Origin of the sequence: Mesobacillus boroniphilus, from assembly GCF_018424685.1 — a bacterium.
Classification (GTDB): Bacteria; Bacillota; Bacilli; order Bacillales; family Cytobacillaceae; genus Mesobacillus; species Mesobacillus boroniphilus_A.
In genome coordinates, this window is record NZ_QTKX01000002.1 from 211,028 (window position 1) to 231,533 (window position 20,506).

Consider the following 20,506-nt stretch of genomic DNA (forward strand, 5'->3'; position numbering starts at 1 on the left):
CCACACTGTGACTAGTAGTGAAGGGACGGTGCGAAAGATGATGATGATGAAAAAATCAGCCGCTATTTTATACATATTCTTATTATGTGCAGGTACTATTTTAAGTTTATATACACCAAAAAATGAAGTGACAGCGAAGGAAGCAATGGTAATCCCGAACGAGGCGATCCGTCTGAGGATCCTCGCCGACAGCGATCTTGAAAAGGACCAGAATATCAAACGCTTGATCCGCGACGAAGTGAACAAAGAAATCACCAAATGGGTTCAGGAACTGACTTCGATTGAAGCGGCTAGAAGTGTAATCAAATCGAAGCTTCCAGAAATCCAGGCCATTGCTGAAAATATCGTGGCATCACAAGGATCAAACGAATCGGTAAAAACCGAGTTTGACAAAGTGCAGTTTCCAACTAAGTTATATGGGCAGTTCCTCTATCCGGCAGGTGAGTACGAGGCAATCTTGATTACGATTGGTGAAGGCGAAGGCGCAAACTGGTGGTGTGTACTTTATCCGCCACTATGCTTCCTTGACTTCTCAAACGGAGAAGCAACAAGCGAAGGCTTCGACGGAAACGATGATAAAGGCGATGTAAAAGCGGACGCTGAAGACAAGTCAGCAGATGCCAAGCTTGATGATGAGAAAAAAGATAGTAAAAAAGGCAAAAAAACAGTATATGAAGGCGGCGAAGAAGAAGAAGTTGAGGTAACATTCTTCCTCGTTGAGATTTGGAATCGAATTTTCGGATAAAAACAGCCCCTACGCATACCGCAGGGGCTGTTTTTAGAAGATTTTTAATTAAATCGGGTAATATATCGATCCAGATGAGGATACTTTGTTCCCGTAGATAATTTATTCGACCACATTTTCGGATATTTCGACCACATTTTGAAATATTTTGGCGGATTTATAAATATTTCGACCACATTTTGAATTTATTCGACCACATTATCGAATAATTCGTCCAGGTGAGGATATTCTGCTCATGTTTGTGCTTATCTATCGAGAGGTTTCAAGCTCGTGCTCTTATTAAATATTCTGCGCAAATCTCTCATCCAGAATCTTGTTGAGCATCACGTAAAGTGTAACTGGCTCTGACCCGGTATTTTTATAGGCGAGTTCTTCCGTTCCGCTCACATGGACGGTTTCGTTCACTGCAGCCACTACTTCCTCACCGTCAATAGTGAAAGTACCTTCACCCTGCATCGTTAAAATGAACACTTCAGTACCTGGATGTGTGTGCTTTGGCAGCTCCTGCCCTGGCATAAAGTTCAAAAGGAATACTGTGCTCTCGCCCTTTTTGAAGACAATCCTCTTAGAAAAACGCTCTTCGCTAAATTCCTGGAATTGTTTTAATGACTGTTTTTCCATCATAAATTCCTCCTTATTGTTTGTTGATCATGATGGGTGCAATCTGACTCAATCGCTCGAACAGGGCCTTTCCACCCTCGGTTTCAATCAAACCCGTTTCCGTCAGTGTTTCATGCATCAGCTTCAGCCAAGCCTGGGCGCGCACCGGCGTGATTTCGAAGGCCATATGCCGCACTCTCATATTCGGCGGTCCAAATTCCTCGCTGTAAAGCGCACCTCCGCCGGTTAGCTGTGTGAGAAACATCCACTGTTTCCGCTTGATCTCATCCATATCGCCATCAAACAATGGGCTGAGCTCCTCATTTTCGTAAACCTTTGGATAAAAAGTATCGACGATTTTCCGGATAGATTCGTCGCCGCCAATCTTTTCGTATATTGTTTTTATTTCCATGCTGTTCCCCCTTTTTGAGAAAGGTTTTCAATTGATGATTTTATTATAAACATATAAAACAGCCAGGATAGTGACCGAAATCACTCACTTATGAATTTTTCACTATGAGAAGCTGGGAAACATTAGCTAGCTTCTCTTAAGAAATACATGGTAAAAGAGGTAAAATGCCCGTTAGAATTTCCAAAAATATTACATTACTTAAACAAGCACATTACATTCCCTTGATACTAGTTTTAGGGTGGGAGATACCGGATATTCAAAGTAGTGTAACATCAAAACTTAGATTTCAAGGAGGATGAGTAAAATGGCTAAAAACAATAATGATAAGATGTCACGTGAAGAACGAGGACGCATGGGCGGCGAAGCTACAAGCCAAAACCATGGCAGCGAATTCTATCAGGAAATCGGCCGTAAAGGCGGCGAAGCAACTTCGAACAATCACGATCAAGATTTCTATCAGGAAATTGGCCGCAAAGGCGGAGAGGCTACTGCTGAGAGCCATGACAGCGAATTCTACCAGGAAATCGGGAAAAAAGGTGGCGAATCAACATCTGAAAGCCACGACAAGAACTTCTATCAGGAGATCGGCCGCAAAGGCGGAGAAGCGACTTCTGAAAATCATGACCGAAGCTTCTATGAAGAAATCGGTGAAAAAGGCGGCAATGCCCGCAACAACAATAACAAATAAAATGGCGTAGAAAGCCAGGAATTAAAAGATGCACGGCAGCTTTCATTTAAAATGAAGGCTGCCGTGTTTTCTTTTTCTATCAAGAATTAGGTTCTACTTTTTATCTTCTATCATATCCATTTAGTAGAATCTTATTTTTGAGGTGAAAGATATGACATGGAAAATCAGAAGTGCGAATAAAGAGGATCTACCAAAGTTGGAGGCTTTTTTGACAGAGGCGGGAGTAAGCCCGGAAGGATTGAATGACTCAATCGAAAATTTTTCCCTGATGGAAAACCAGGAAGGGGAGCTTAAAGCCTGCCTCGGTGTAGAGCCAGTCGATAACGTTGGTTTGCTTCGCTCATTTGTCGTTTCCCCGCAAATTGGCCAGCCTGATTTGATGCTTCTGTTTAAACGGGCATTTCTGACAGCGAAAAATCAGGAGTTAGACGAGCTTTATCTGGTTACTAACAAGATGAGTGCGGTTTCTTTTTTTAGCGGCCTGGGATTCGAAATGGTAAACCAATCCGAGCTTCCAGAGTCTCTTTTGGAAAAAAGTCATTTAAAACAAGTTCTAACTGTGGATAACTCCGCAATTATGAAAATAATTCTGTGAATTGTGGATTAATCCACAAAGTTATCCACTGTTTCGTTAGAATTATACACAATTTGTGGATAAAAACTTGTGTTCGCATGATTCTTCTTTTATACTTTCATAGAAATAGACTAGTATAGCGAGAAGTAAAAGGTGGATGTACATGCAAACACAAATTTGGACAGTGGATAAGAATGTGGATAATTTAAAAACATATCCACAAATCATCGAAGCTGCACAAAAACTGAAGCAAAATGAAGTAGTAGCTTTTCCGACAGAAACGGTTTATGGCCTCGGTGGCAACGCAGAAAGCGATGAAGCCGTCTTGAAAATATTCGAAGCAAAAGGAAGACCTGGGGATAACCCGTTGATCATCCATATCGCTAATCGTGAACAGATTCATTCTTTTGTAAAAGAAATCCCCGATCAGGCAGCAGTTCTGATGGATGCTTTTTGGCCTGGTCCGTTGACGATTATTCTGGAAAAAAAGGATGGAGCACTTTCTGAAAAAGCAACTGCCGGATTACCCACAGTTGCAGTCAGAATGCCCGATCATCCAGTAGCACTGGCGCTTATCGAAGCCTCAGGCTTGCCGCTAGCGGCCCCGAGCGCAAACCTATCAGGAAAGCCGAGTCCCACGACTGCGAACCACGTTGCGGATGATTTGACTGGCAGGATTGCAGGGATTGTTAATGGCGGAGCGACCGGTGTCGGCCTTGAATCCACAGTTGTCGATTGCACCGGTGAGATACCGGCGATTTTAAGGCCAGGCGGCGTAACGAAGGAGCAGCTGGAAGAAGTAATCGGTCAAGTCTCCGTAGATCCGGCACTGAAGGATTCCAACCATGCGCCAAAATCCCCTGGGATGAAATATCGGCACTATGCGCCGAATGCGCCTTTCTATCTGGTTGATGGAACAAGAGAAAAAATCCAGCAGATGGTCAATGAAAAGCGGGTGGAAGGCCTGAAAGTCGGCGTGATGACAACAAAGGAAAACAAAGAGTTTTATGACGCCGATATTGTGATAGCCTGTGGTGAAAGAGCGAAACTGGAAACAGTCGCTGAAGCACTCTATGATACACTCCGAGCCTTTAACCAGGAAGACCTCGATATCATTTACGGCGAAATTTTCCCCGAACACGGCGTAGGACAGGCAATCATGAATCGGCTGTCAAAGGCATCGGGACTGCCAATAATCGAAAAATAATATTTTACAGAGAAGCGCTTCAGTTGTTGAAGTGCTTTTTATATTGAGGGTGGTTCTAGAAGTGTCAACATCGCTATTCGAGTTTTAATACCAGTTGAGATCGTTATAATACCGGTTGGACACGATTAAATACCAGTTGAAAGCGATATAATACCGGTTAGCCACAATTTAATACAAGTTGAACAGAATTTAATACAAGTTGAACAGAATTTAATACCAGTTGATGTCCCAGTATTCGAAAATTACATGATAAATACAAACGATACGTCATTTCATAAACTAGGACAATCCATACTTCTAAACCCCTTTGGACGTGCATATGCTGAATTAGCAAGTCCGAGGGGGCGAAGAAATGACAGCAATAGCCGGCGAATTATTCACACTGATGTTGATGGCATTCGCGTTAGGTATGGATGCTTTTTCCGTAGGTCTCGGAATGGGCATGTTCAGACTGACGAAAAGGCATATATTTAAAATTGGCGTCACAATTGGTTTGTTCCATGTGTGGATGCCGCTGCTGGGAATGGTTACAGGGAGATTTTTGTCCGAGCAGTTCGGGGCAATAGCTGGATATATTGGCGGACTGCTCCTGATCGTGCTGGGTGTCCAGATGATTTGGGCAAGCTTCAAGGAAGATGAGACAAGCGTGATTACCCCGGTTGGCAAGGGTTTATTTATTTTTGCCCTCAGCGTGAGCCTTGACAGTTTTTCAGTAGGACTGACACTTGGAATTTACGGCGCAAGGACGCTGCTTGTACTGATCTGTTTTGGTGTTGTGGCAATGAATCTGACGTGGGCAGGGCTCCTGGTTGGAAAAAGAGTGCAGGGGTGGCTTGGTACATACAGTGAAGCATTGGGTGGAAGCATTTTGCTTGCTTTCGGGCTCAAATTGCTATTGCCTATATAATACTTTTAACATGCACCTGCTCGTCAGGTGTTTTTTTGCTTTCTAGGAAAAATGAAATTGCTGAAAGATTATCATATAATGGAGAAAAGTTATTCACAGGAGGGAAAACATGGCGCACATCTTATTTGTCTGTACCGGAAACACATGCCGCAGCCCAATGGCAGAAGCGATTTTAAAAAGCAAGCAGTTGCCAGGAGTCGAGGTGAAATCGGCGGGAGTATATGCCCCTAATGGTGCTGAGGCTTCTGTCAACGCGAAGACTGTGCTTGAGGAAAACGATATCCGCCATGATCATCGCTCCTCGACATTAACAAGGGAAGATATCGACTGGGCAACCTTGGTCCTCTCGATGACACAGAGCCATAAAGGCTTGATTATGAACCAGTATCCACACGCTGCTGATAAAATTTTTACATTGAAAGAATTTGCTGATGAAACGGGAAACCTGGATGTGGCAGACCCTTTTGGCGGAAATGAACAAATTTATCGTGAAGCTTTTAAAGAAATTCAAAAAAGTATCGAAAGAATCGTTGATAAAATCCGATAAAAGCTTTGAGGAGTTTTAATTAATTTTTCAGGGGGATTATCAGTGGGGTCTAAACACAGCTACAAAATGGGATTACGGAAGAAATTGGTCATGCTGACGACTGTGTTGGCAATTATTACGTATTCAACAAGCGCATTTTTCATTTATTTCCTGTATCCTTACGTTCAAAATTTCATCGAGATTAATTCAGTCGTTTTTACAGCGGCGGTTCTAGGAATGGGGATTTTCTGGTCAGGCCTGCTTGCGTATATGGCTGCCGGTCTGATTGTCAAGCCGTTGCAAAAGCTCGAGCAGTCTGCAATAAAAGCGGCGCAGGGCGAAATTGGTGAGGATGCGGAAGTTTCGAAATCAGATGACGAGATTCGCTCTTTGGGACTAGCTTTCAATAATATGCTCTCAAACCTGCGTGAGATGGTCAGCCAGATTGATAGGAACTTCAAAGAAACAAATGAAAAGGTCATCCAGATTTCCGGGCAATCTGCGGCAGCATCTGAGCAGGCTTCCATTATCTCGACAACGATCAAAGAAATTGCGGCCGGGGCAGATTCTTCAGCATTATCTACACAGACGACTGCTGAGTCTGTGGATGAAGTCATCCGAATTGCCGAGAATGTCCAGGAAAAAGCCAGGACATCTGAATCAATTTCTGTGGAAATGGTTAAAGATTTGCAGGAATCGAAGAATGCGATTCATTCACTGATTTCTGGCATCGAGACACTTGCAAATGACAATCGTGAGTCACTTGGCACCGTAAAGCGACTGGAAGAGAACGCGACAAAAGTAGAGCAAATCATCCAGCTTGTTGGCGATATCGCAGCACAAACGAATTTGCTTGCTTTGAACGCATCAATTGAAGCAGCAAGGGCTGGTGAGCACGGTAAAGGTTTTGCTGTTGTCGCCGAAGAAGTCAGGAAGCTTGCTGATCAGAGTGCGGACGCGGTCCAGGGCATTTCACAACTAATCCAGAACATCCAGTCTGAAGTCCGAAATGTTGTCGGCCAGATCAGCACACAGGTTGAAACCGCGAACGGTGAAGCGAAAAAGGGAGAGAGAACAAACCAGGTTATCGACGCAATGACTTCAACGATCCATGAGATGGCAGATGTCATCCATACGATCGCCGAGCTAGTCGAAACACAAATGGAAACAATCCAGCACACATCTACCCAATCGCAGGAAATGGCCGCAATTGCAGAAGAAACCTCAGCCGGAGCGTTGAGTGTAGCATCAGCAGCCGAACAGCAGGCAGAAGTCATCGCGAATGTCGAGAACTTAGCGGTTGAATTGAAGAATCAAGCTGATAAATTAAAAGGTACCATCACGAAGTTTTCGTTATAGATTGTGAACCACAGCGGCTTTGCTGTGGTTTATTTTTTTATAAAAAGTTCCTTGGTCGATATATTTGAGAATGTGGTCGATAAAATTAAAATTCCGCTGTTATAATTCGGGATCTGGTCGATAAAATCGAAAAAGTGGTCGATATATTCAAAAATCTGCTGATATAATTCGAAAGTGGTCGATATCCTTTTCGATATAAGCCATTTTCGGGTTGTCTTTTCACTGTTATTAAGGCAATATCACCTCATTCATACAATCTGACCCGTTTTCTTTATAAATCTGAGCGAATATGAGAAAATAACGATAGATTTAATCGCCCCGCATGCGGGAATACATAGGAGGATTTTACGATGAAAGTTGCAATTGCTTCAGACCATGGCGGAGTGAATATCCGCGAAGAAATTAAGAGTTTGATGGATGAAATGAAGATCGAATATGAAGATTTCGGATGCGAATGCGGTACATCTGTTGATTATCCGGACTATGCGCTTCCTGTTGCTGAAAAAGTGGCGAACGGAGAGTTCGATAAAGGAATCCTGATTTGCGGAACTGGTATTGGAATGAGCATCGCCGCGAACAAGGTAAAAGGAATCCGCTGCGCGCTTGTGCATGACGTATTCAGCGCAAAGGCGACGCGCCAGCATAATGATACCAATGTCCTGGCTATGGGCGAACGTGTAATCGGCCCGGGGCTTGCGCGTGAAATCGCAGCAGTATGGCTGACAGAAGAATACGAAGGCGGCCGCCACGAAAACCGCGTCGGTAAAATAAAGGATTATGAAAATAAATAACATCCAGCCTTTTTTGCAAGGAGTACCAAATACCAATGTAATGGAGGCGTTACAACTGTCTATTGAACAATGGGAAGCAGAATTGAACTCCGTCCTTACTGAATTTAATGAGCAGGTCCAGCTGAAAAAAGGCCAGGTGCTGGTCGTTGGCTGCAGCACGAGTGAAATCATTGGACAGCGGATTGGCACAGCGGGTACAGATGAAGTTGCGGAAATGGTCTTCAGGCAGCTCCGTGAACTGCAGGGTAAAACGGGTATCCAGCTTGCGTTCCAGTGCTGCGAGCATTTGAACCGGGCTATTGTTGTCGAACGGGAAACGGCCGAGCAGAAGCAGCTGGAAGAAGTGACCGTGATTCCTGTGAGGAACGCGGGCGGCGCAATGGCAGCTTACGCATACAAAAACCTCAATGATGCTGTGGTCGTTGAATTCATCAAGGCTGACGCCGGCATTGATATTGGAGACACGCTGATTGGCATGCAAATGAAGCATGTCGCTGTGCCTGTGCGTGTTCAGCAAAAAAGCATCGGACATGCGCATGTTAATCTGGCGAAAACAAGGCCGAAACTGATCGGCGGCGCCAGGGCAGTATACGAGCAAACGAAGGCAAATGAGTCTTGCTGACAGGGAAAGGAATTGAAGGAAAATGCAGGCCTGATATCAGATTTACTTTTACCTTCATCCTTTCCTTTCATTATAATATCGGCTAAAATAAGAATGAATTTTCTAATAAATGAACAAGGCAATACATATAAGAGGGGGAACTTAAGTGAAGCACTTGTCACAGCAGGACAGCAAAGTTTACGCTGCAATGCAGGATGAATTGAAGCGTCAGCGCACGAAAATCGAATTGATTGCATCAGAGAACTTTGTCAGCGAAGCCGTAATGGAAGCGCAGGGGTCCGTACTTACGAATAAGTATGCAGAAGGCTATCCAGGCCGTCGTTATTATGGCGGATGCGAATACGTCGATGTTGCCGAAAACATTGCCCGCGACCGCGCGAAGGAAATTTTTGGCGCAGAGCATGTCAATGTCCAGCCGCACTCAGGCGCGCAGGCCAATATGGCCGTCTACTTCACGATTCTTGAGCAAGGGGATACTGTGCTTGGAATGAATCTTTCCCACGGGGGCCACTTGACGCACGGAAGTCCGGTTAACTTCAGCGGCATCCAGTATAACTTCGTTGAGTATGGCGTTGATGAAGATACTCATGTAATCAACTATGATGTCGTCCTGGAAAAAGCTCGCGAGCACAAGCCAAAGCTGATCGTTGCCGGTGCAAGTGCTTACCCACGGGCAATCGACTTCAAGCGTTTCCGTGAAATCGCTGATGAAGTCGGCGCATATTTGATGGTCGATATGGCCCATATCGCTGGACTGGTCGCGGCTGGCCTTCACCAGAATCCGGTGCCGTACGCTGACTTTGTTACAACGACTACTCATAAAACACTTCGCGGCCCGCGCGGCGGAATGATCCTCTGCAAAGAAGAATTCGCGAAGAAAATCGATAAATCAATTTTCCCTGGAATCCAGGGCGGCCCGCTTATGCACGTAATCGCTGCTAAAGCAGTAGCATTCGGCGAAGCACTCCAGGATTCTTTCAAAGAATACGCCCAGAATATCATATCGAATGCCAACCGCCTTGCAGAAGGTTTGAAGAACGAAGGCATCGACCTGGTATCCGGCGGCACAGACAATCATTTGCTATTGATTGACCTGCGTTCTCTTGGCTTGACCGGGAAAGTGGGAGAAAAAGTGCTAGATGATATCGGCATTACCGTCAATAAAAACACGATTCCATTCGATCCAGAAAGCCCATTTGTAACAAGCGGCATCCGTATCGGCACAGCTGCAGTAACAAGCCGCGGCTTCGGTCACGAAGAAATGGACGAAATCGCTTCGTTGATTGCCTTTACATTAAAAAATCACCAAGACGAAGCTAAGCTAGAAGAAGCTAAGAAGCGTGTCGAGGACTTAACAAGCAAGTTCGAACTATATCCTGAGAGATAAGATTTTACCCAGCGGTCCTCAATGAATGAGGACCGCTTTTTCAGGGGAAAATCATTTAGCTGAAGCGGTTGCTTGTAAAGAGGTTTTTCTGTAAAATTAAACGAAGTGTGATTCAACAGATCTTACATATAACAGACAGGTGTTCACAACTCATTTACCTTTAAAAGGAGCGATACACATGGCAAAAGTATACGTATTTGACCATCCATTGATTCAGCATAAACTTACTTATATCCGCGAAAAAAGCACAGGCACGAAGGAGTTCCGCGAGCTTGTAGATGAAGTTGCAACGCTGATGGCGTTCGAAATCACGCGTGACATGCCGCTTGAGGAAATTGAAATTGAAACACCAGTCGAAAAGACAAAATCGAAAGTACTATCAGGCAAGAAGCTTGGCATCATCCCAATCCTCCGTGCAGGTATCGGAATGGTTGACGGCATCCTGAAATTGATCCCTGCTGCAAAGGTAGGACATATCGGACTTTACCGCGATCCGGAAACATTATTGCCGGTTGAATACTATGTAAAACTACCAAGTGATGTCGAAGAGCGCGATTTTATCGTCGTTGACCCAATGCTTGCGACAGGCGGTTCTGCAGTCGAAGCGATCAACTCTCTTAAAAAGCGCGGCGCGAAGCATATCAAGTTCATGTGTTTGATTGCAGCTCCAGAGGGAGTAGAAACGGTAAAAGAAGCGCATCCTGATGTGGATATTTATATCGCTGCACTTGATGAAAAGCTTAATGACCATGGCTACATCGTACCTGGACTAGGAGACGCAGGAGATCGTTTATTTGGGACTAAATAAGATTACTGAGGCACCTCTATAAAATGGGGTGCTTTTTTCGTTTGGATTTAGAATTAGTCTAGTTCGCGGAAATAAAGCATGGTTTAGCGGAATTATGGAGCTTTTCGCGAGATTCATCACTCTTTTCGCGGAATTGCCCAGCGTCTTCTCGGAATAAATTTTCCTGACGGGTAATCTGAATACTAAACTCCTTAAAATGACACGCTATGTTAAAAAGGAGGGGCTATTTGTAATGAAAAAGCGTAATTTTTTCTTAATTGTCCTATCAATAGCAATCCTCACTGCATTCGAACCGCAAAAAATGCAGCTCCCGCCGATTCCTCAAGAGGATCCCCACACCGAAAAAATCGCTATCGTCTTAACAAAGCAACAGGTGAATGAACAAGAAATCCATCATAAGCTGAAAAACCTTAAAAACACAAAATTCCGTCGCATCTTCACGCATGCAATCAGTGGATATTCTGTTAAAGGACCTATCTCCGAGCTTCAACAGCTTGAAAAGTCTAATGACATCCAACTTTTATCCGAAGTAAACACGTACAAGGTGGAGAGTCCGGCACATCTACCAAATCGCTATAAATCGAGCACTAGTTTTATCGATAATTTTGAATTGATTGGAACGGAGGCTGTACACGGTATCCTTGATAAAAAAGGCAACCGCCTGACAGGTAAGGGCGTGACAATCGGGGTAATCGATACGGGGATAGATTATGAGCATCCTGACTTGCGGAGGAGTTTTGCCGGTGGTCATGATCTGGTTGATGGAGATGATGATCCGATGGAAACGAAGGGTGTCGGCTTTAGAAGCACCCTGCACGGAACGCATGTGGCAGGCGTCATTGCGGCGAACGGAAGAATGAGAGGGATGGCTCCCGATGCCAAAATCGTTGCCTACCGTGCGCTTGGGCCAGGAGGAAGCGGAACGACAGAGCAGGTCATAGCTGCTATTGATGAAGCTATAAAAGATAAGGTGGACATCTTGAATCTCTCGCTTGGAAATGATGTCAATGGTCCGGACCTGCCCATCAGCCTCGCGCTCAATAAAGCGGTGGATGAAGGAATCGTCGCGGTAACTTCCTCTGGTAATTCGGGTCCCAATCGTTGGACTGTAGGGTCACCAGGCACAGCTTCCAAAGCCATCTCGGTTGGCGCGTCGACTCCTCCGATGCAGGTGCCGTATCTCAACGTCCCAGGACTTTCTGAAGAAATAAGGCTGGAACTTTTACAGGGTTCGGATAATTGGAACATTACTCAAAGTGAAAATCTTGTATTTGCAGGACTGGGCACGAAAGAGGAGATGAAAGACGTAAGGGATAAGCTTGTTTTAGTCGAACGGGGTAAGCTTACTTTTACCGAAAAAGCTAAGAATGCACTTGAAGCGGGCGCTATCGGAGTGATCATCTATAACAATACGAAGGGGACATTCTTTGGAAACCTGGAAGAGAACGTGCCGATTCCAGTGGCCGCGATTAGCAAAGAAGATGGCTTGGCGCTAAAAAAACAGCTCGTTAAAAACTCAATGCTGATCCGTATCAATTTAATAGAAGAAAGAGATATTCTTGCTGACTTCAGCTCCCGCGGTCCGGTGACGGTCACATGGGAAATCAAGCCAGATATCGTTGCACCCGGCGTTGCGATCAACAGCACGATTCCCGGAGGTTACCTCCCTCTTCAGGGAACGAGCATGGCCGCGCCCCATGTAGCAGGAGCGGCAGCGCTGATTAAACAGGCTCATCCAGACTGGAGCCCGGCAGAAATCAAGGCGGCAATCATGAACACTGCCAAGGATATAACCGACCGTGATGGCAAAAGGTACCGGACATTCGAGCAGGGAGCGGGGAGGATCCAGCTGGAGGCGGCCATCAATTCGGAAAGTCTGATTGTTCCGGGCTCGCTGCAATTCGGTAAATTCCAGCTTGCCGAAAACATGCACCGTCACAGTGCAAGACTGACTGTCAAAAACACAGGATCAGCCACTAAAAATTATTCATTTCTCATACCCCAAAAAGAAAAGGGAATAGAGTGGGAGCTTCCGATGAGTTTCTCGCTGAAACCGAATGAAGCGAAAGACGTGGAGCTTGCGATGATAGCAACCCCGGCATTATTAAAAGATAAAATCCATGATGGCAGCCTTGTTATAGAGGACGGGAAAAATAAGATAAGGATTCCATACCTATACGTTTTAGAAGAACCGGATTACCCGCGGGTGATGGGCTTCGACTTTGCTCCGGCAGATAATGGGGAAGCGTATCGCTATGAAGTCTATTTGCCGGGAGGGGCAGAAGAATTTGGCATCGCTCTGTTTGATCCGGATCAATACCGCTTCGTCGGTTTCCTTGACTGGGGAAGGAAGATGAAAAAGGGAATGGTGCGGAAAGAAATACCACTGGAAAAATTGCCGGAGGAAGGAATGTACCTGGCAAAGGTATTTGCAAAGAAGAAAGGTCGAGAAAGCACGATAGACGCAATGATTTTTATAGGTAAAAATACAAGGGGCGGAGGAAGGTGATTCCTATCCGGCCCTTTTTTATTCTTATTAAACTATTCGGCTTCTCGGGCATAAGCTCAAAAAGGTAATTCGGGGTAAAATTGGAATAAATTAAAAGGAGAAAATACAGGCAAAAATAAGCTTTTATAATATAATTCTAAAATAGGGATTATGGTATATATTTTAAGTGAAAACTTTGTGAATTTTTTCACCGCTATGGATTGACATTGACAATAGCCTATTGTATGCTTACAAAGGGCATAAAATGATAAGGTTTTCAACGTTGATATGCAAGCTTTTTTAGTGAAAATATTGTTTTTTCGGAAAATGATTTTTCACCCCCTGAAGCTCCCATTCTCAAAAGTGAGGATGCGTTTTTTATGCGCCGAAACAACCGCCACCCTTTTCAAGCGATGGCACTCATGTCCGCTATACTATCTCAATTGGTAGGCTCCATTTTAATTGGCATATTTTCCGGAAGATGGCTGGACCAAAGTCTTGGTACAGAGCCACTTTTCTTGATATTCGGATTGCTGATCGGATTGGCGGCAGGTGTTTATGCCATGCTCCGCCTCATCCAACACTTCTTTTCGGGAGACTAGCCATCTATGGAAATTCAGGACTTGTTTATTCGCCAGCGCAAATACATATTCACCTTGTTGTCTTTATACGTACTCGGGTACGGCTTTACAAGCTATCAATCGGTTTTTGCCGGGTTGATCTTTGGTACAAGCCTGAGCCTTTTTAATTTATGGCTGCTTGCGAGGAAAATGAACAACTTCGGGGATTCGGTGGTGCAGGGGAAGAAGGTGCGCTCGCTCGGCTCGTTGTCGAGGCTTGCTACTGGAGCGCTTGCTGTAATCGTTGCGATGGAATATCCTGATCGCATTGACCTTGTATTTACGATTTTGGGATTAATGACAGCTTATATTGTCATTATGATAGATTTTTTTGTCCAGTCTTTTCATTTACGTAAATAGCGGGGAAGAGAGGTGAATTAACTGATGCATCATGAAGCTCCATTATTAGATTTATTTGGGCTTACTTTTAACTTAGCAAACATGCTGATGATCACAATTGCGACTGCTCTTGTATTCATCATTGCAGTTCTTTCCACTCGTAAGCTTGCGATGAAACCGACAGGAATGCAGAATTTCATGGAATGGGTTATGGATTTCGTCAAAGGAATCATCAACAGCACGATGGACTGGAAGGATGGGGGAAGATTTCACGTACTTGGCATCACATTGCTGATGTATGTGTTTGTTGCCAATATGCTGGGACTGCCGTTCTCTGTCGTTATCGACAATGAATTATGGTGGAAATCACCGACAGCTGACCCAGTCATCACAATGACTCTTGCAGTCATGGTGGTAGGGCTTTCCCATTACTATGGCGTCAAGCTTAAAGGGACTGCCGAATACGGCAAGGAATTCTTTAAGCCATTTTGGTTCATGTTCCCGATCAAGATCATTGAAGAGTTCGCGAATACGCTCACTCTTGGTCTTCGTCTTTACGGTAACATTTACGCAGGTGAGATCCTGTTGGGTCTGCTTGCAGCCGGACTCGCAACCGGGGTAGGCGGGCACTTAGCCGCAGCCGTTCCAATGCTAGTATGGCAAGGTTTCTCCGTTTTCGTCGGAGCAATCCAGGCATTTATCTTCACTATGTTAACGATGGTTTATCTCTCCCATAAAGTGAGCCATGACCATTAATATAAACCTGTTCATTTAATGGACAAAACTTAAAAACATTTTTTCATACATTAAAGGAGGAACTTTATAATGGGTCTTTTAGCAGCAGCAATCGCAATCGGTTTAGCAGCACTTGGTGCAGGTATTGGTAACGGTTTGATCGTATCACGTACAGTAGAAGGTATCGCTCGTCAGCCAGAAGCTCGCGGTATGCTTCAAACTACAATGTTCATCGGGGTTGCATTGGTTGAAGCGATTCCAATCATCGCAGTAGTTATCGCGTTCATGGTTATCGGTGGTTAATCAATTATAAGAATTTAAGATGGCGAAGATCATTCCGCGCGAACCTTCGCCATTCTATTATGTAGGCTTTGTGCCGGTTCAATCCGGCGGAAGCATACTTGAATTTGAATGTAAGCAATCGTTTGAAATAAAATGGGGCAAGCCTCAGTTCCTGGAACAGGCAGCCTTTAGCGTTGTCTATCCAGATGACGCATGTTGGACCTTTTTAATCATGGTACAACTCTTGAAGGGAGTGAATCGAGGGTGTTAACAATGAATTTTGTATTGGGAGTGGGATCTGGCCTGAATACAGGAGATATCTTATTCCAGCTCATTATGTTCCTTGTTTTGTTAGCATTGCTTAAGAAGTTCGCTTGGGGTCCATTGATGGGCATCATGAAGGAACGTGAAGAGCATATTGCTGGCGAAATCGGAGCGGCTGAAAAAAGCCGTGCTGAAGCACAGAATCTTTTAGAAGAACAGCGTGAAATGCTTAAGCAGGCACGCACAGAAGCACAGGGCCTAATTGAAAATGCAAAGAAACAGGGCGATGTACAGCGTGATGAAATCATTGCACTGGCACGCACTGAATCTGACAGAATCAAAGAATCTGCGAAGCTTGAAATCGAACAGCAGAAGGAGCAGGCTGTTGCGGCAATCCGCGAACAAGTTGCTTCATTATCTGTCTTGATTGCTTCTAAAGTAATCGAGAAGGAAATCTCTGCAGCTGACCAGGAAAAGCTCATCAATGAATACATTCAAGAGGCGGGTAATGCCCGATGAGCAACTCGACAGTAGCAAAACGCTATGCCCTGGCACTTTTTCAACTCGCTTCTGAAAAGCAGGCTCTCCCGCAGGTTGAGGAAGAGCTTCGCACAGTAAAAGAAGTTGTTGTGAACAATCCGGAATTGACTGCTTTTTTGAAGTCTCCTAAGCTTCCTAACGAGAAGAAGAAAGAGGTTTTAAAGCAAGCTTTCGGATCTGTAAGCACATATGTCCTTAATACTCTGATGATTTTGGTTGACCGCCACCGCGAAGACCAGATCGCAGACGTTGCTGACCAGTTCATTGCCCTTGCAAATAATGCAAAAGGCGTGGCTGAAGCAAAAGTTTATAGTGTCCAGCCGCTCACGGCTGAGCAGGCTGAAGCTCTTTCAGCTTCGTTCGCGCCGCAGGTTGGCAAACAGTCACTTCAAATTGAAAACATTGTAGATTCCAATTTGCTTGGAGGCGTAAAGCTTCGCATTGGAAACCGCATTTTTGACGGCAGCTTGCGTGGCAAGCTCGATCGTTTAGAACGTAAATTGCTAGGCTAAGATTCGTAGATAGGGGTGAAACTCATGAGCATCAAAGCTGAAGAAATCAGTGCGCTGATAAAATCGCAAATCGAAAATTATCAGTCGGAAATTCAAGTGAGTGATGTGGGTACAGTTATCAGTGTTGGTGACGGTATCGCCCGTGCTCATGGCCTCGACAATGTCATGGCTGGAGAACTTGTTGAATTTTCAAACGGCGTTATGGGTATGGCACAGAACCTGGAAGAAAATAACGTCGGTATTATCATCCTTGGACCTTTCACGGACATCCGCGAAGGCGACGAGGTACGCCGTACGGGCCGCATCATGGAGGTTCCTGTTGGGGAACAGCTTATCGGCCGCGTAGTAAACCCTCTTGGACAGCCAGTTGATGGCATGGGTCCAATCAACACAACTAAGACTCGTCCAATCGAGTACGCTGCACCGGGAGTTATGGACCGTAAATCTGTTCATGAGCCATTGCAGACTGGTATCAAGGCGATCGACGCTCTTGTGCCAATCGGCCGCGGACAGCGTGAATTGATCATCGGTGACCGCCAGACTGGTAAAACATCTGTAGCGATCGATACAATCCTTAACCAAAAAGGCCAGGACATGATCTGTATCTACGTTGCAATCGGACAGAAGGAGTCAACTGTACGTAACGCGGTTGAAACTCTCCGTAAGCACGGCGCGTTAGATTACTCTATCGTTGTTACAGCATCTGCTTCCCAGCCAGCTCCATTGCTATACCTTGCTCCTTACGCTGGTGTAACAATGGGTGAAGAATTCATGTACAATGGCAAGCACGTGCTTGTAGTATATGATGATCTTTCAAAACAAGCGGCAGCATACCGTGAACTTTCCTTGCTGCTTCGCCGTCCTCCAGGCCGTGAAGCTTACCCAGGGGATGTATTCTACTTGCACTCACGCTTGCTAGAGCGTGCTGCTAAGTTGAGCGACGCTAAAGGCTCAGGTTCAATCACAGCACTTCCGTTCATTGAAACGCAGGCAGGCGACGTATCTGCTTACATTCCGACGAACGTTATCTCAATCACAGACGGACAGATCTTCTTGCAGTCCGACCTATTCTTCTCTGGCGTACGTCCAGCGATCAACGCAGGTCTTTCTGTATCCCGTGTTGGTGGATCAGCTCAAATCAAAGCGATGAAGAAGGTATCTGGTACACTACGTCTTGACCTTGCTTCATACCGTGAATTGGAAGCATTCGCTCAGTTCGGTTCTGACCTTGACAAAGCAACTCAGGCAAAACTTAACCGCGGTGCCCGTACGGTAGAGGTTCTTAAACAAGATCTTAACAAGCCGCTTGCTGTTGAAAAGCAAGTAGCAATCCTATATGCACTGACTCGCGGATTCCTTGACGATATTCCATTGCAGGATATCCGCCGCTTCGAAGGTGAATTCCTTTCATGGTTAGACCACAACCATACAGAGGTGTTAGATCATATCCGTTCAACGAAGGAACTTCCTTCAGACGACGATATGGCTGCTGCAATCAACGCTTTCAAAAAGACGTTTGCAGTATCTGAGTAATTTGAAAAGCGTAAGTGCCTCGATCAGCCCCGATAAGCGCTGGAGGGCCAGCCGATAAAGTCGTTCTTTGACTTTAACGGATGGACCGAAGCGACTCGAGGGGCTAGGCGCTGAAGCTGGACATGTGAGGCAGAACCAGCTTCATGGCTGGTCCTGCCTGACCTTGGACTAACAATCTATGTAAAAGGGTGGTGAGAACCGAAATGGCATCTTTACGCGATATAAAAAACCGTATTACTTCGACTAAAAAGACGAGCCAGATTACGAAGGCAATGGAAATGGTATCCGCAGCTAAATGGAACCGTGGAGTAATGAACGCGAAAGCATTCGTTCCTTACATGGAAAAAATCCAGGAAGTGACTGCCTCCATCGCAATGGGCAGCAAGGATTCCAACCACCCAATGCTGAACAGCCGTCCAGTCAAGAAGACGGGTTATCTAGTGATTACATCTGACCGCGGACTAGCGGGGGCTTATAACAGTAACGTCCTTCGCCAGCTGTATCAGACAATCCAGCAACGCCATAAATCAAATGATGAGTTTGCGATCATCGCGATCGGGCGTGTCGGCCGTGACTTTTTCAAAAGTCGTGGCATGAACGTTGTCCTAGACATCGTCGGCATTGCAGACCAGCCGTCCTTCGCAGAAATCCAGGATATCGCCAGCAACACTGTTGGCATGTTCTCAGATGGATCATTTGATGAATTATATATTTACTACAGTCATTACGTCAGCGCGATTGCTCAAGAAGTAACCGAGAAGAAGCTGCTTCCGTTAACGGATATTGGCGGAGCTTCAACAAAGCTTACCTCTTACGAATTCGAGCCGAACGCTGAGGAGATCCTGGAAGTTCTCTTGCCGCAATACGCAGAAAGCTTGATTTACGGAGCACTGCTTGATAGTAAAGCAAGTGAACACGCTGCTCGTATGACAGCCATGAGAAACGCTACGGACAATGCGAAAGAGCTGATCAATTCCCTCAGCTTGAGCTACAACCGCGCGCGTCAGGCTGCTATTACCCAGGAAATCACCGAAATCGTCGGTGGAGCTGCAGCGCTCGAATAGATTTTCCAATGACAATCGGGGATGTGGCATTAAGCCGCATCCCATCATGATGTATATATTTCAACTAGTACGATAGGAGGGAACAAGATGAACAAAGGACGCGTTCTCCAGGTTATGGGTCCGGTTGTTGACGTTAAGTTTGAAAGCGGCAATCTTCCAGAGATCTATAACGCTTTGAAAATTGTAACCAGCGATGCGGATGTGAACATCGAACTAACTCTTGAAGTAGCCCTTCACTTAGGCGATGACACAGTTCGTACAATCGCGATGTCTTCCACAGACGGCCTTAAGCGTGGCGTGGAAGTATTAGATACAGGTGCTCCAATCTCCGTTCCGGTTGGGGACGTAACACTAGGACGTGTATTCAACGTATTGGGTGAGTCAATCGACCTTGACGCTCCAATCGCTGCTGATTCACGCCGCGATTCAATCCACAGGGAAGCTCCAACATTCGAACAGCTTTCAACTGAGGTTGAAATCCTTGAGACAGGTATCAAGGTAGTTGACCTTCTTGCTCCATATATCAAGGGTGGTAAGATCGGATTATTCGGTGGTGCCGGTGTAGGTAAAACCGTATTGATCCAGGAATTGATCAACAACATCGCTCAAGAGCACAGCGGTATCTCCGTATTCGCAGGTGTTGGTGAGCGTACTCGTGAAGGTAACGACCTTTACCACGAAATGACTGACTCTGGCGTTATCAAGCAAACAGCGATGGTATTCGGACAGATGAACGAGCCGCCAGGAGCACGTATGCGTGTTGCCCTGACTGGTTTGACAATGGCTGAATATTTCCGTGATGAGCAAGGACAGGACGTTCTTTTCTTCATGGATAACATCTTCCGTTTCACGCAAGCAGGTTCTGAGGTTTCCGCGCTACTTGGCCGTATGCCATCTGCGGTAGGTTACCAGCCGACTCTTGCAACTGAAATGGGTAAATTGCAGGAACGTATCACATCTACTAACGTAGGTTCTGTAACTTCCATCCAGGCGATTTATGTACCAGCCGATGACTACACTGACCCGGCTCCGGCTACAACATTCGCTCACTTGGATGCAACAACTAACCTTGAGCGTAAGCTTTCTGAGATGGGTATCTACCCTGCGGTGGATCCACTTGCTTCAACTTCACGTGCTTTGACACCGGAAATCGTTGGAGAAGATCACTATTCAGTAGCTCGTCGTGTACAGCAAACATTGCAGCGTTACAGAGAACTTCAGGACATCATCGCGATCCTTGGTATGGATGAGCTTTCTGACGAAGATAAGCTAATCGTACACCGCGCTCGCCGCGTCCAGTTCTACCTATCACAAAACTTCCACGTAGCCGAGCAGTTCACAGGACAGCCAGGTTCTTACGTGCCAGTTAAAGAAACAGTTAAAGGGTTCACAGAAATCCTTGACGGCAAATATGACCACCTTCCAGAAGATGCATTCCGCCTAGTTGGCCGAATCGAAGAAGTTATCGAGAATGCAAAACGTATGGGTGTAGAGGTCTAATAA

General features: G+C 45.4%; 24 protein-coding genes. 22 read left to right on the forward strand and 2 right to left on the reverse strand.

Going from position 1 to position 20,506, the window contains the following annotated elements; genetic code table 11:
* Window positions 1-43: 43 nt before the first annotated feature.
* Window positions 44-745, forward strand: coding sequence for a stage II sporulation protein R (spoIIR, locus tag DYI25_RS14085; RefSeq protein WP_213371199.1), 702 nt, complete (start codon window positions 44-46; stop codon window positions 743-745).
* Window positions 746-1,024: 279 nt separating this feature from the next.
* On the opposite strand, the gene DYI25_RS14090 is transcribed toward spoIIR, so the two are convergent.
* Complete coding sequence (locus DYI25_RS14090) at window positions 1,025-1,369, reverse strand: cupin domain-containing protein (protein ID WP_342032523.1); 345 nt, start codon at window positions 1,367-1,369, stop codon at window positions 1,025-1,027.
* Between the two features lie 10 nt (window positions 1,370-1,379).
* The gene (locus DYI25_RS14095) at window positions 1,380-1,757 is read right to left on the reverse strand and encodes a globin (protein WP_213369960.1); all 378 of its coding nucleotides are present in this window, start codon (window positions 1,755-1,757) and stop codon (window positions 1,380-1,382) included.
* A 304-nt stretch (window positions 1,758-2,061) separates the two neighbouring features.
* Between DYI25_RS14095 and DYI25_RS14100 the strand changes: the two genes are divergently transcribed.
* From DYI25_RS14100 to atpD, 21 genes are all read left to right on the forward strand, one after another.
* Window positions 2,062-2,445 carry a KGG domain-containing protein gene (locus tag DYI25_RS14100; protein ID WP_213369962.1) on the forward strand — a complete coding sequence of 128 codons (384 nt, stop codon included), beginning with the start codon at window positions 2,062-2,064 and terminating at the stop codon, window positions 2,443-2,445.
* Between the two features lie 151 nt (window positions 2,446-2,596).
* Window positions 2,597-3,040 (forward strand): GNAT family N-acetyltransferase, encoded by a 444-nt coding sequence (locus DYI25_RS14105; protein WP_213369963.1) that lies wholly within the window; start codon window positions 2,597-2,599, stop codon window positions 3,038-3,040.
* Between the two features lie 142 nt (window positions 3,041-3,182).
* Window positions 3,183-4,226 carry an L-threonylcarbamoyladenylate synthase gene (locus DYI25_RS14110; protein WP_213369965.1) on the forward strand — a complete coding sequence of 348 codons (1,044 nt, stop codon included), beginning with the start codon at window positions 3,183-3,185 and terminating at the stop codon, window positions 4,224-4,226.
* 352 nt (window positions 4,227-4,578) lie between these two features.
* Window positions 4,579-5,133 (forward strand): manganese efflux pump MntP family protein, encoded by a 555-nt coding sequence (locus DYI25_RS14115; protein WP_213369967.1) that lies wholly within the window; start codon window positions 4,579-4,581, stop codon window positions 5,131-5,133.
* Between the two features lie 109 nt (window positions 5,134-5,242).
* Entirely contained in the window at window positions 5,243-5,680 is a 438-nt protein-coding gene (locus DYI25_RS14120; RefSeq protein WP_213369969.1) for a low molecular weight protein arginine phosphatase, read from the forward strand.
* 42 nt (window positions 5,681-5,722) lie between these two features.
* Window positions 5,723-7,018, forward strand: a complete 1,296-nt coding sequence (locus DYI25_RS14125) for a methyl-accepting chemotaxis protein (RefSeq protein ID WP_425374515.1) — start codon at window positions 5,723-5,725, stop codon at window positions 7,016-7,018.
* A 350-nt stretch (window positions 7,019-7,368) separates the two neighbouring features.
* Window positions 7,369-7,809 (forward strand): ribose 5-phosphate isomerase B, encoded by a 441-nt coding sequence (gene rpiB, locus DYI25_RS14130; RefSeq protein WP_213369971.1) that lies wholly within the window; start codon window positions 7,369-7,371, stop codon window positions 7,807-7,809.
* Window positions 7,810-7,849: 40 nt separating this feature from the next.
* A complete protein-coding gene (locus DYI25_RS14135) occupies window positions 7,850-8,431 on the forward strand; it encodes a TIGR01440 family protein (RefSeq protein WP_213371205.1) in 582 nt (193 codons plus the stop codon).
* A 145-nt stretch (window positions 8,432-8,576) separates the two neighbouring features.
* Window positions 8,577-9,818 carry a serine hydroxymethyltransferase gene (gene glyA, locus DYI25_RS14140; RefSeq protein ID WP_213369973.1) on the forward strand — a complete coding sequence of 414 codons (1,242 nt, stop codon included), beginning with the start codon at window positions 8,577-8,579 and terminating at the stop codon, window positions 9,816-9,818.
* Between the two features lie 178 nt (window positions 9,819-9,996).
* On the forward strand, window positions 9,997-10,626 hold the full coding sequence (gene upp, locus DYI25_RS14145; protein ID WP_041964614.1) for a uracil phosphoribosyltransferase: 630 nt from the start codon (window positions 9,997-9,999) through the stop codon (window positions 10,624-10,626).
* A gap of 232 nt (window positions 10,627-10,858) precedes the next feature.
* Window positions 10,859-13,135: a S8 family serine peptidase gene (locus DYI25_RS14150; protein ID WP_213369975.1), complete on the forward strand. Its 2,277-nt coding sequence runs from the start codon at window positions 10,859-10,861 to the stop codon at window positions 13,133-13,135.
* Between the two features lie 359 nt (window positions 13,136-13,494).
* Entirely contained in the window at window positions 13,495-13,716 is a 222-nt protein-coding gene (locus DYI25_RS14155) for an AtpZ/AtpI family protein (RefSeq protein ID WP_102264588.1), read from the forward strand.
* A gap of 6 nt (window positions 13,717-13,722) precedes the next feature.
* Entirely contained in the window at window positions 13,723-14,094 is a 372-nt protein-coding gene (locus DYI25_RS14160) for an ATP synthase subunit I (protein ID WP_213369978.1), read from the forward strand.
* 24 nt (window positions 14,095-14,118) lie between these two features.
* The gene (gene atpB, locus DYI25_RS14165) at window positions 14,119-14,829 is read left to right on the forward strand and encodes a F0F1 ATP synthase subunit A (protein ID WP_213369980.1); all 711 of its coding nucleotides are present in this window, start codon (window positions 14,119-14,121) and stop codon (window positions 14,827-14,829) included.
* 69 nt (window positions 14,830-14,898) lie between these two features.
* The gene (gene atpE / locus DYI25_RS14170) at window positions 14,899-15,111 is read left to right on the forward strand and encodes a F0F1 ATP synthase subunit C (protein ID WP_023613579.1); all 213 of its coding nucleotides are present in this window, start codon (window positions 14,899-14,901) and stop codon (window positions 15,109-15,111) included.
* A gap of 19 nt (window positions 15,112-15,130) precedes the next feature.
* Complete coding sequence (locus DYI25_RS14175) at window positions 15,131-15,361, forward strand: hypothetical protein (protein WP_213369982.1); 231 nt, start codon at window positions 15,131-15,133, stop codon at window positions 15,359-15,361.
* On the forward strand, window positions 15,355-15,873 hold the full coding sequence (locus DYI25_RS14180; protein ID WP_213369984.1) for a F0F1 ATP synthase subunit B: 519 nt from the start codon (window positions 15,355-15,357) through the stop codon (window positions 15,871-15,873). Before DYI25_RS14175 ends, DYI25_RS14180 begins: the two co-directional genes overlap by 7 nt.
* A complete protein-coding gene (locus DYI25_RS14185; RefSeq protein ID WP_213369986.1) occupies window positions 15,870-16,406 on the forward strand; it encodes a F0F1 ATP synthase subunit delta in 537 nt (178 codons plus the stop codon). Before DYI25_RS14180 ends, DYI25_RS14185 begins: the two co-directional genes overlap by 4 nt.
* A 24-nt stretch (window positions 16,407-16,430) precedes the next feature.
* Window positions 16,431-17,939 (forward strand): F0F1 ATP synthase subunit alpha, encoded by a 1,509-nt coding sequence (atpA, locus tag DYI25_RS14190; protein ID WP_213369988.1) that lies wholly within the window; start codon window positions 16,431-16,433, stop codon window positions 17,937-17,939.
* 203 nt (window positions 17,940-18,142) lie between these two features.
* Window positions 18,143-19,003, forward strand: coding sequence for a F0F1 ATP synthase subunit gamma (locus DYI25_RS14195; protein WP_213369991.1), 861 nt, complete (start codon window positions 18,143-18,145; stop codon window positions 19,001-19,003).
* An 87-nt stretch (window positions 19,004-19,090) separates the two neighbouring features.
* A complete protein-coding gene (gene atpD / locus DYI25_RS14200) occupies window positions 19,091-20,503 on the forward strand; it encodes a F0F1 ATP synthase subunit beta (protein ID WP_213369993.1) in 1,413 nt (470 codons plus the stop codon).
* Window positions 20,504-20,506: the final 3 nt, after the last annotated feature.

What these genes read in the sequence shown, in the direction of transcription:
- spoIIR (WP_213371199.1), top strand. Translation starts at nt 44, where the DNA reads ATGATGAAAAAATCAGCCGCTATTTTATACATATTCTTATTATGTGCA.
- DYI25_RS14090 (WP_342032523.1), bottom strand. Translation starts at nt 1,369, where the DNA reads ATGATGGAAAAACAGTCATTAAAACAATTCCAGGAATTTAGCGAAGAG.
- DYI25_RS14095 (WP_213369960.1), bottom strand. Translation starts at nt 1,757, where the DNA reads ATGGAAATAAAAACAATATACGAAAAGATTGGCGGCGACGAATCTATC.
- DYI25_RS14100 (WP_213369962.1), top strand. Translation starts at nt 2,062, where the DNA reads ATGGCTAAAAACAATAATGATAAGATGTCACGTGAAGAACGAGGACGC.
- DYI25_RS14105 (WP_213369963.1), top strand. Translation starts at nt 2,597, where the DNA reads ATGACATGGAAAATCAGAAGTGCGAATAAAGAGGATCTACCAAAGTTG.
- DYI25_RS14110 (WP_213369965.1), top strand. Translation starts at nt 3,183, where the DNA reads ATGCAAACACAAATTTGGACAGTGGATAAGAATGTGGATAATTTAAAA.
- DYI25_RS14115 (WP_213369967.1), top strand. Translation starts at nt 4,579, where the DNA reads ATGACAGCAATAGCCGGCGAATTATTCACACTGATGTTGATGGCATTC.
- DYI25_RS14120 (WP_213369969.1), top strand. Translation starts at nt 5,243, where the DNA reads ATGGCGCACATCTTATTTGTCTGTACCGGAAACACATGCCGCAGCCCA.
- rpiB (WP_213369971.1), top strand. Translation starts at nt 7,369, where the DNA reads ATGAAAGTTGCAATTGCTTCAGACCATGGCGGAGTGAATATCCGCGAA.
- DYI25_RS14135 (WP_213371205.1), top strand. Translation starts at nt 7,850, where the DNA reads ATGGAGGCGTTACAACTGTCTATTGAACAATGGGAAGCAGAATTGAAC.
- upp (WP_041964614.1), top strand. Translation starts at nt 9,997, where the DNA reads ATGGCAAAAGTATACGTATTTGACCATCCATTGATTCAGCATAAACTT.
- DYI25_RS14150 (WP_213369975.1), top strand. Translation starts at nt 10,859, where the DNA reads ATGAAAAAGCGTAATTTTTTCTTAATTGTCCTATCAATAGCAATCCTC.
- DYI25_RS14155 (WP_102264588.1), top strand. Translation starts at nt 13,495, where the DNA reads ATGCGCCGAAACAACCGCCACCCTTTTCAAGCGATGGCACTCATGTCC.
- DYI25_RS14160 (WP_213369978.1), top strand. Translation starts at nt 13,723, where the DNA reads ATGGAAATTCAGGACTTGTTTATTCGCCAGCGCAAATACATATTCACC.
- atpB (WP_213369980.1), top strand. Translation starts at nt 14,119, where the DNA reads ATGCATCATGAAGCTCCATTATTAGATTTATTTGGGCTTACTTTTAAC.
- atpE (WP_023613579.1), top strand. Translation starts at nt 14,899, where the DNA reads ATGGGTCTTTTAGCAGCAGCAATCGCAATCGGTTTAGCAGCACTTGGT.
- DYI25_RS14175 (WP_213369982.1), top strand. Translation starts at nt 15,131, where the DNA reads ATGGCGAAGATCATTCCGCGCGAACCTTCGCCATTCTATTATGTAGGC.
- DYI25_RS14185 (WP_213369986.1), top strand. Translation starts at nt 15,870, where the DNA reads ATGAGCAACTCGACAGTAGCAAAACGCTATGCCCTGGCACTTTTTCAA.
- atpA (WP_213369988.1), top strand. Translation starts at nt 16,431, where the DNA reads ATGAGCATCAAAGCTGAAGAAATCAGTGCGCTGATAAAATCGCAAATC.
- DYI25_RS14195 (WP_213369991.1), top strand. Translation starts at nt 18,143, where the DNA reads ATGGCATCTTTACGCGATATAAAAAACCGTATTACTTCGACTAAAAAG.
- atpD (WP_213369993.1), top strand. Translation starts at nt 19,091, where the DNA reads ATGAACAAAGGACGCGTTCTCCAGGTTATGGGTCCGGTTGTTGACGTT.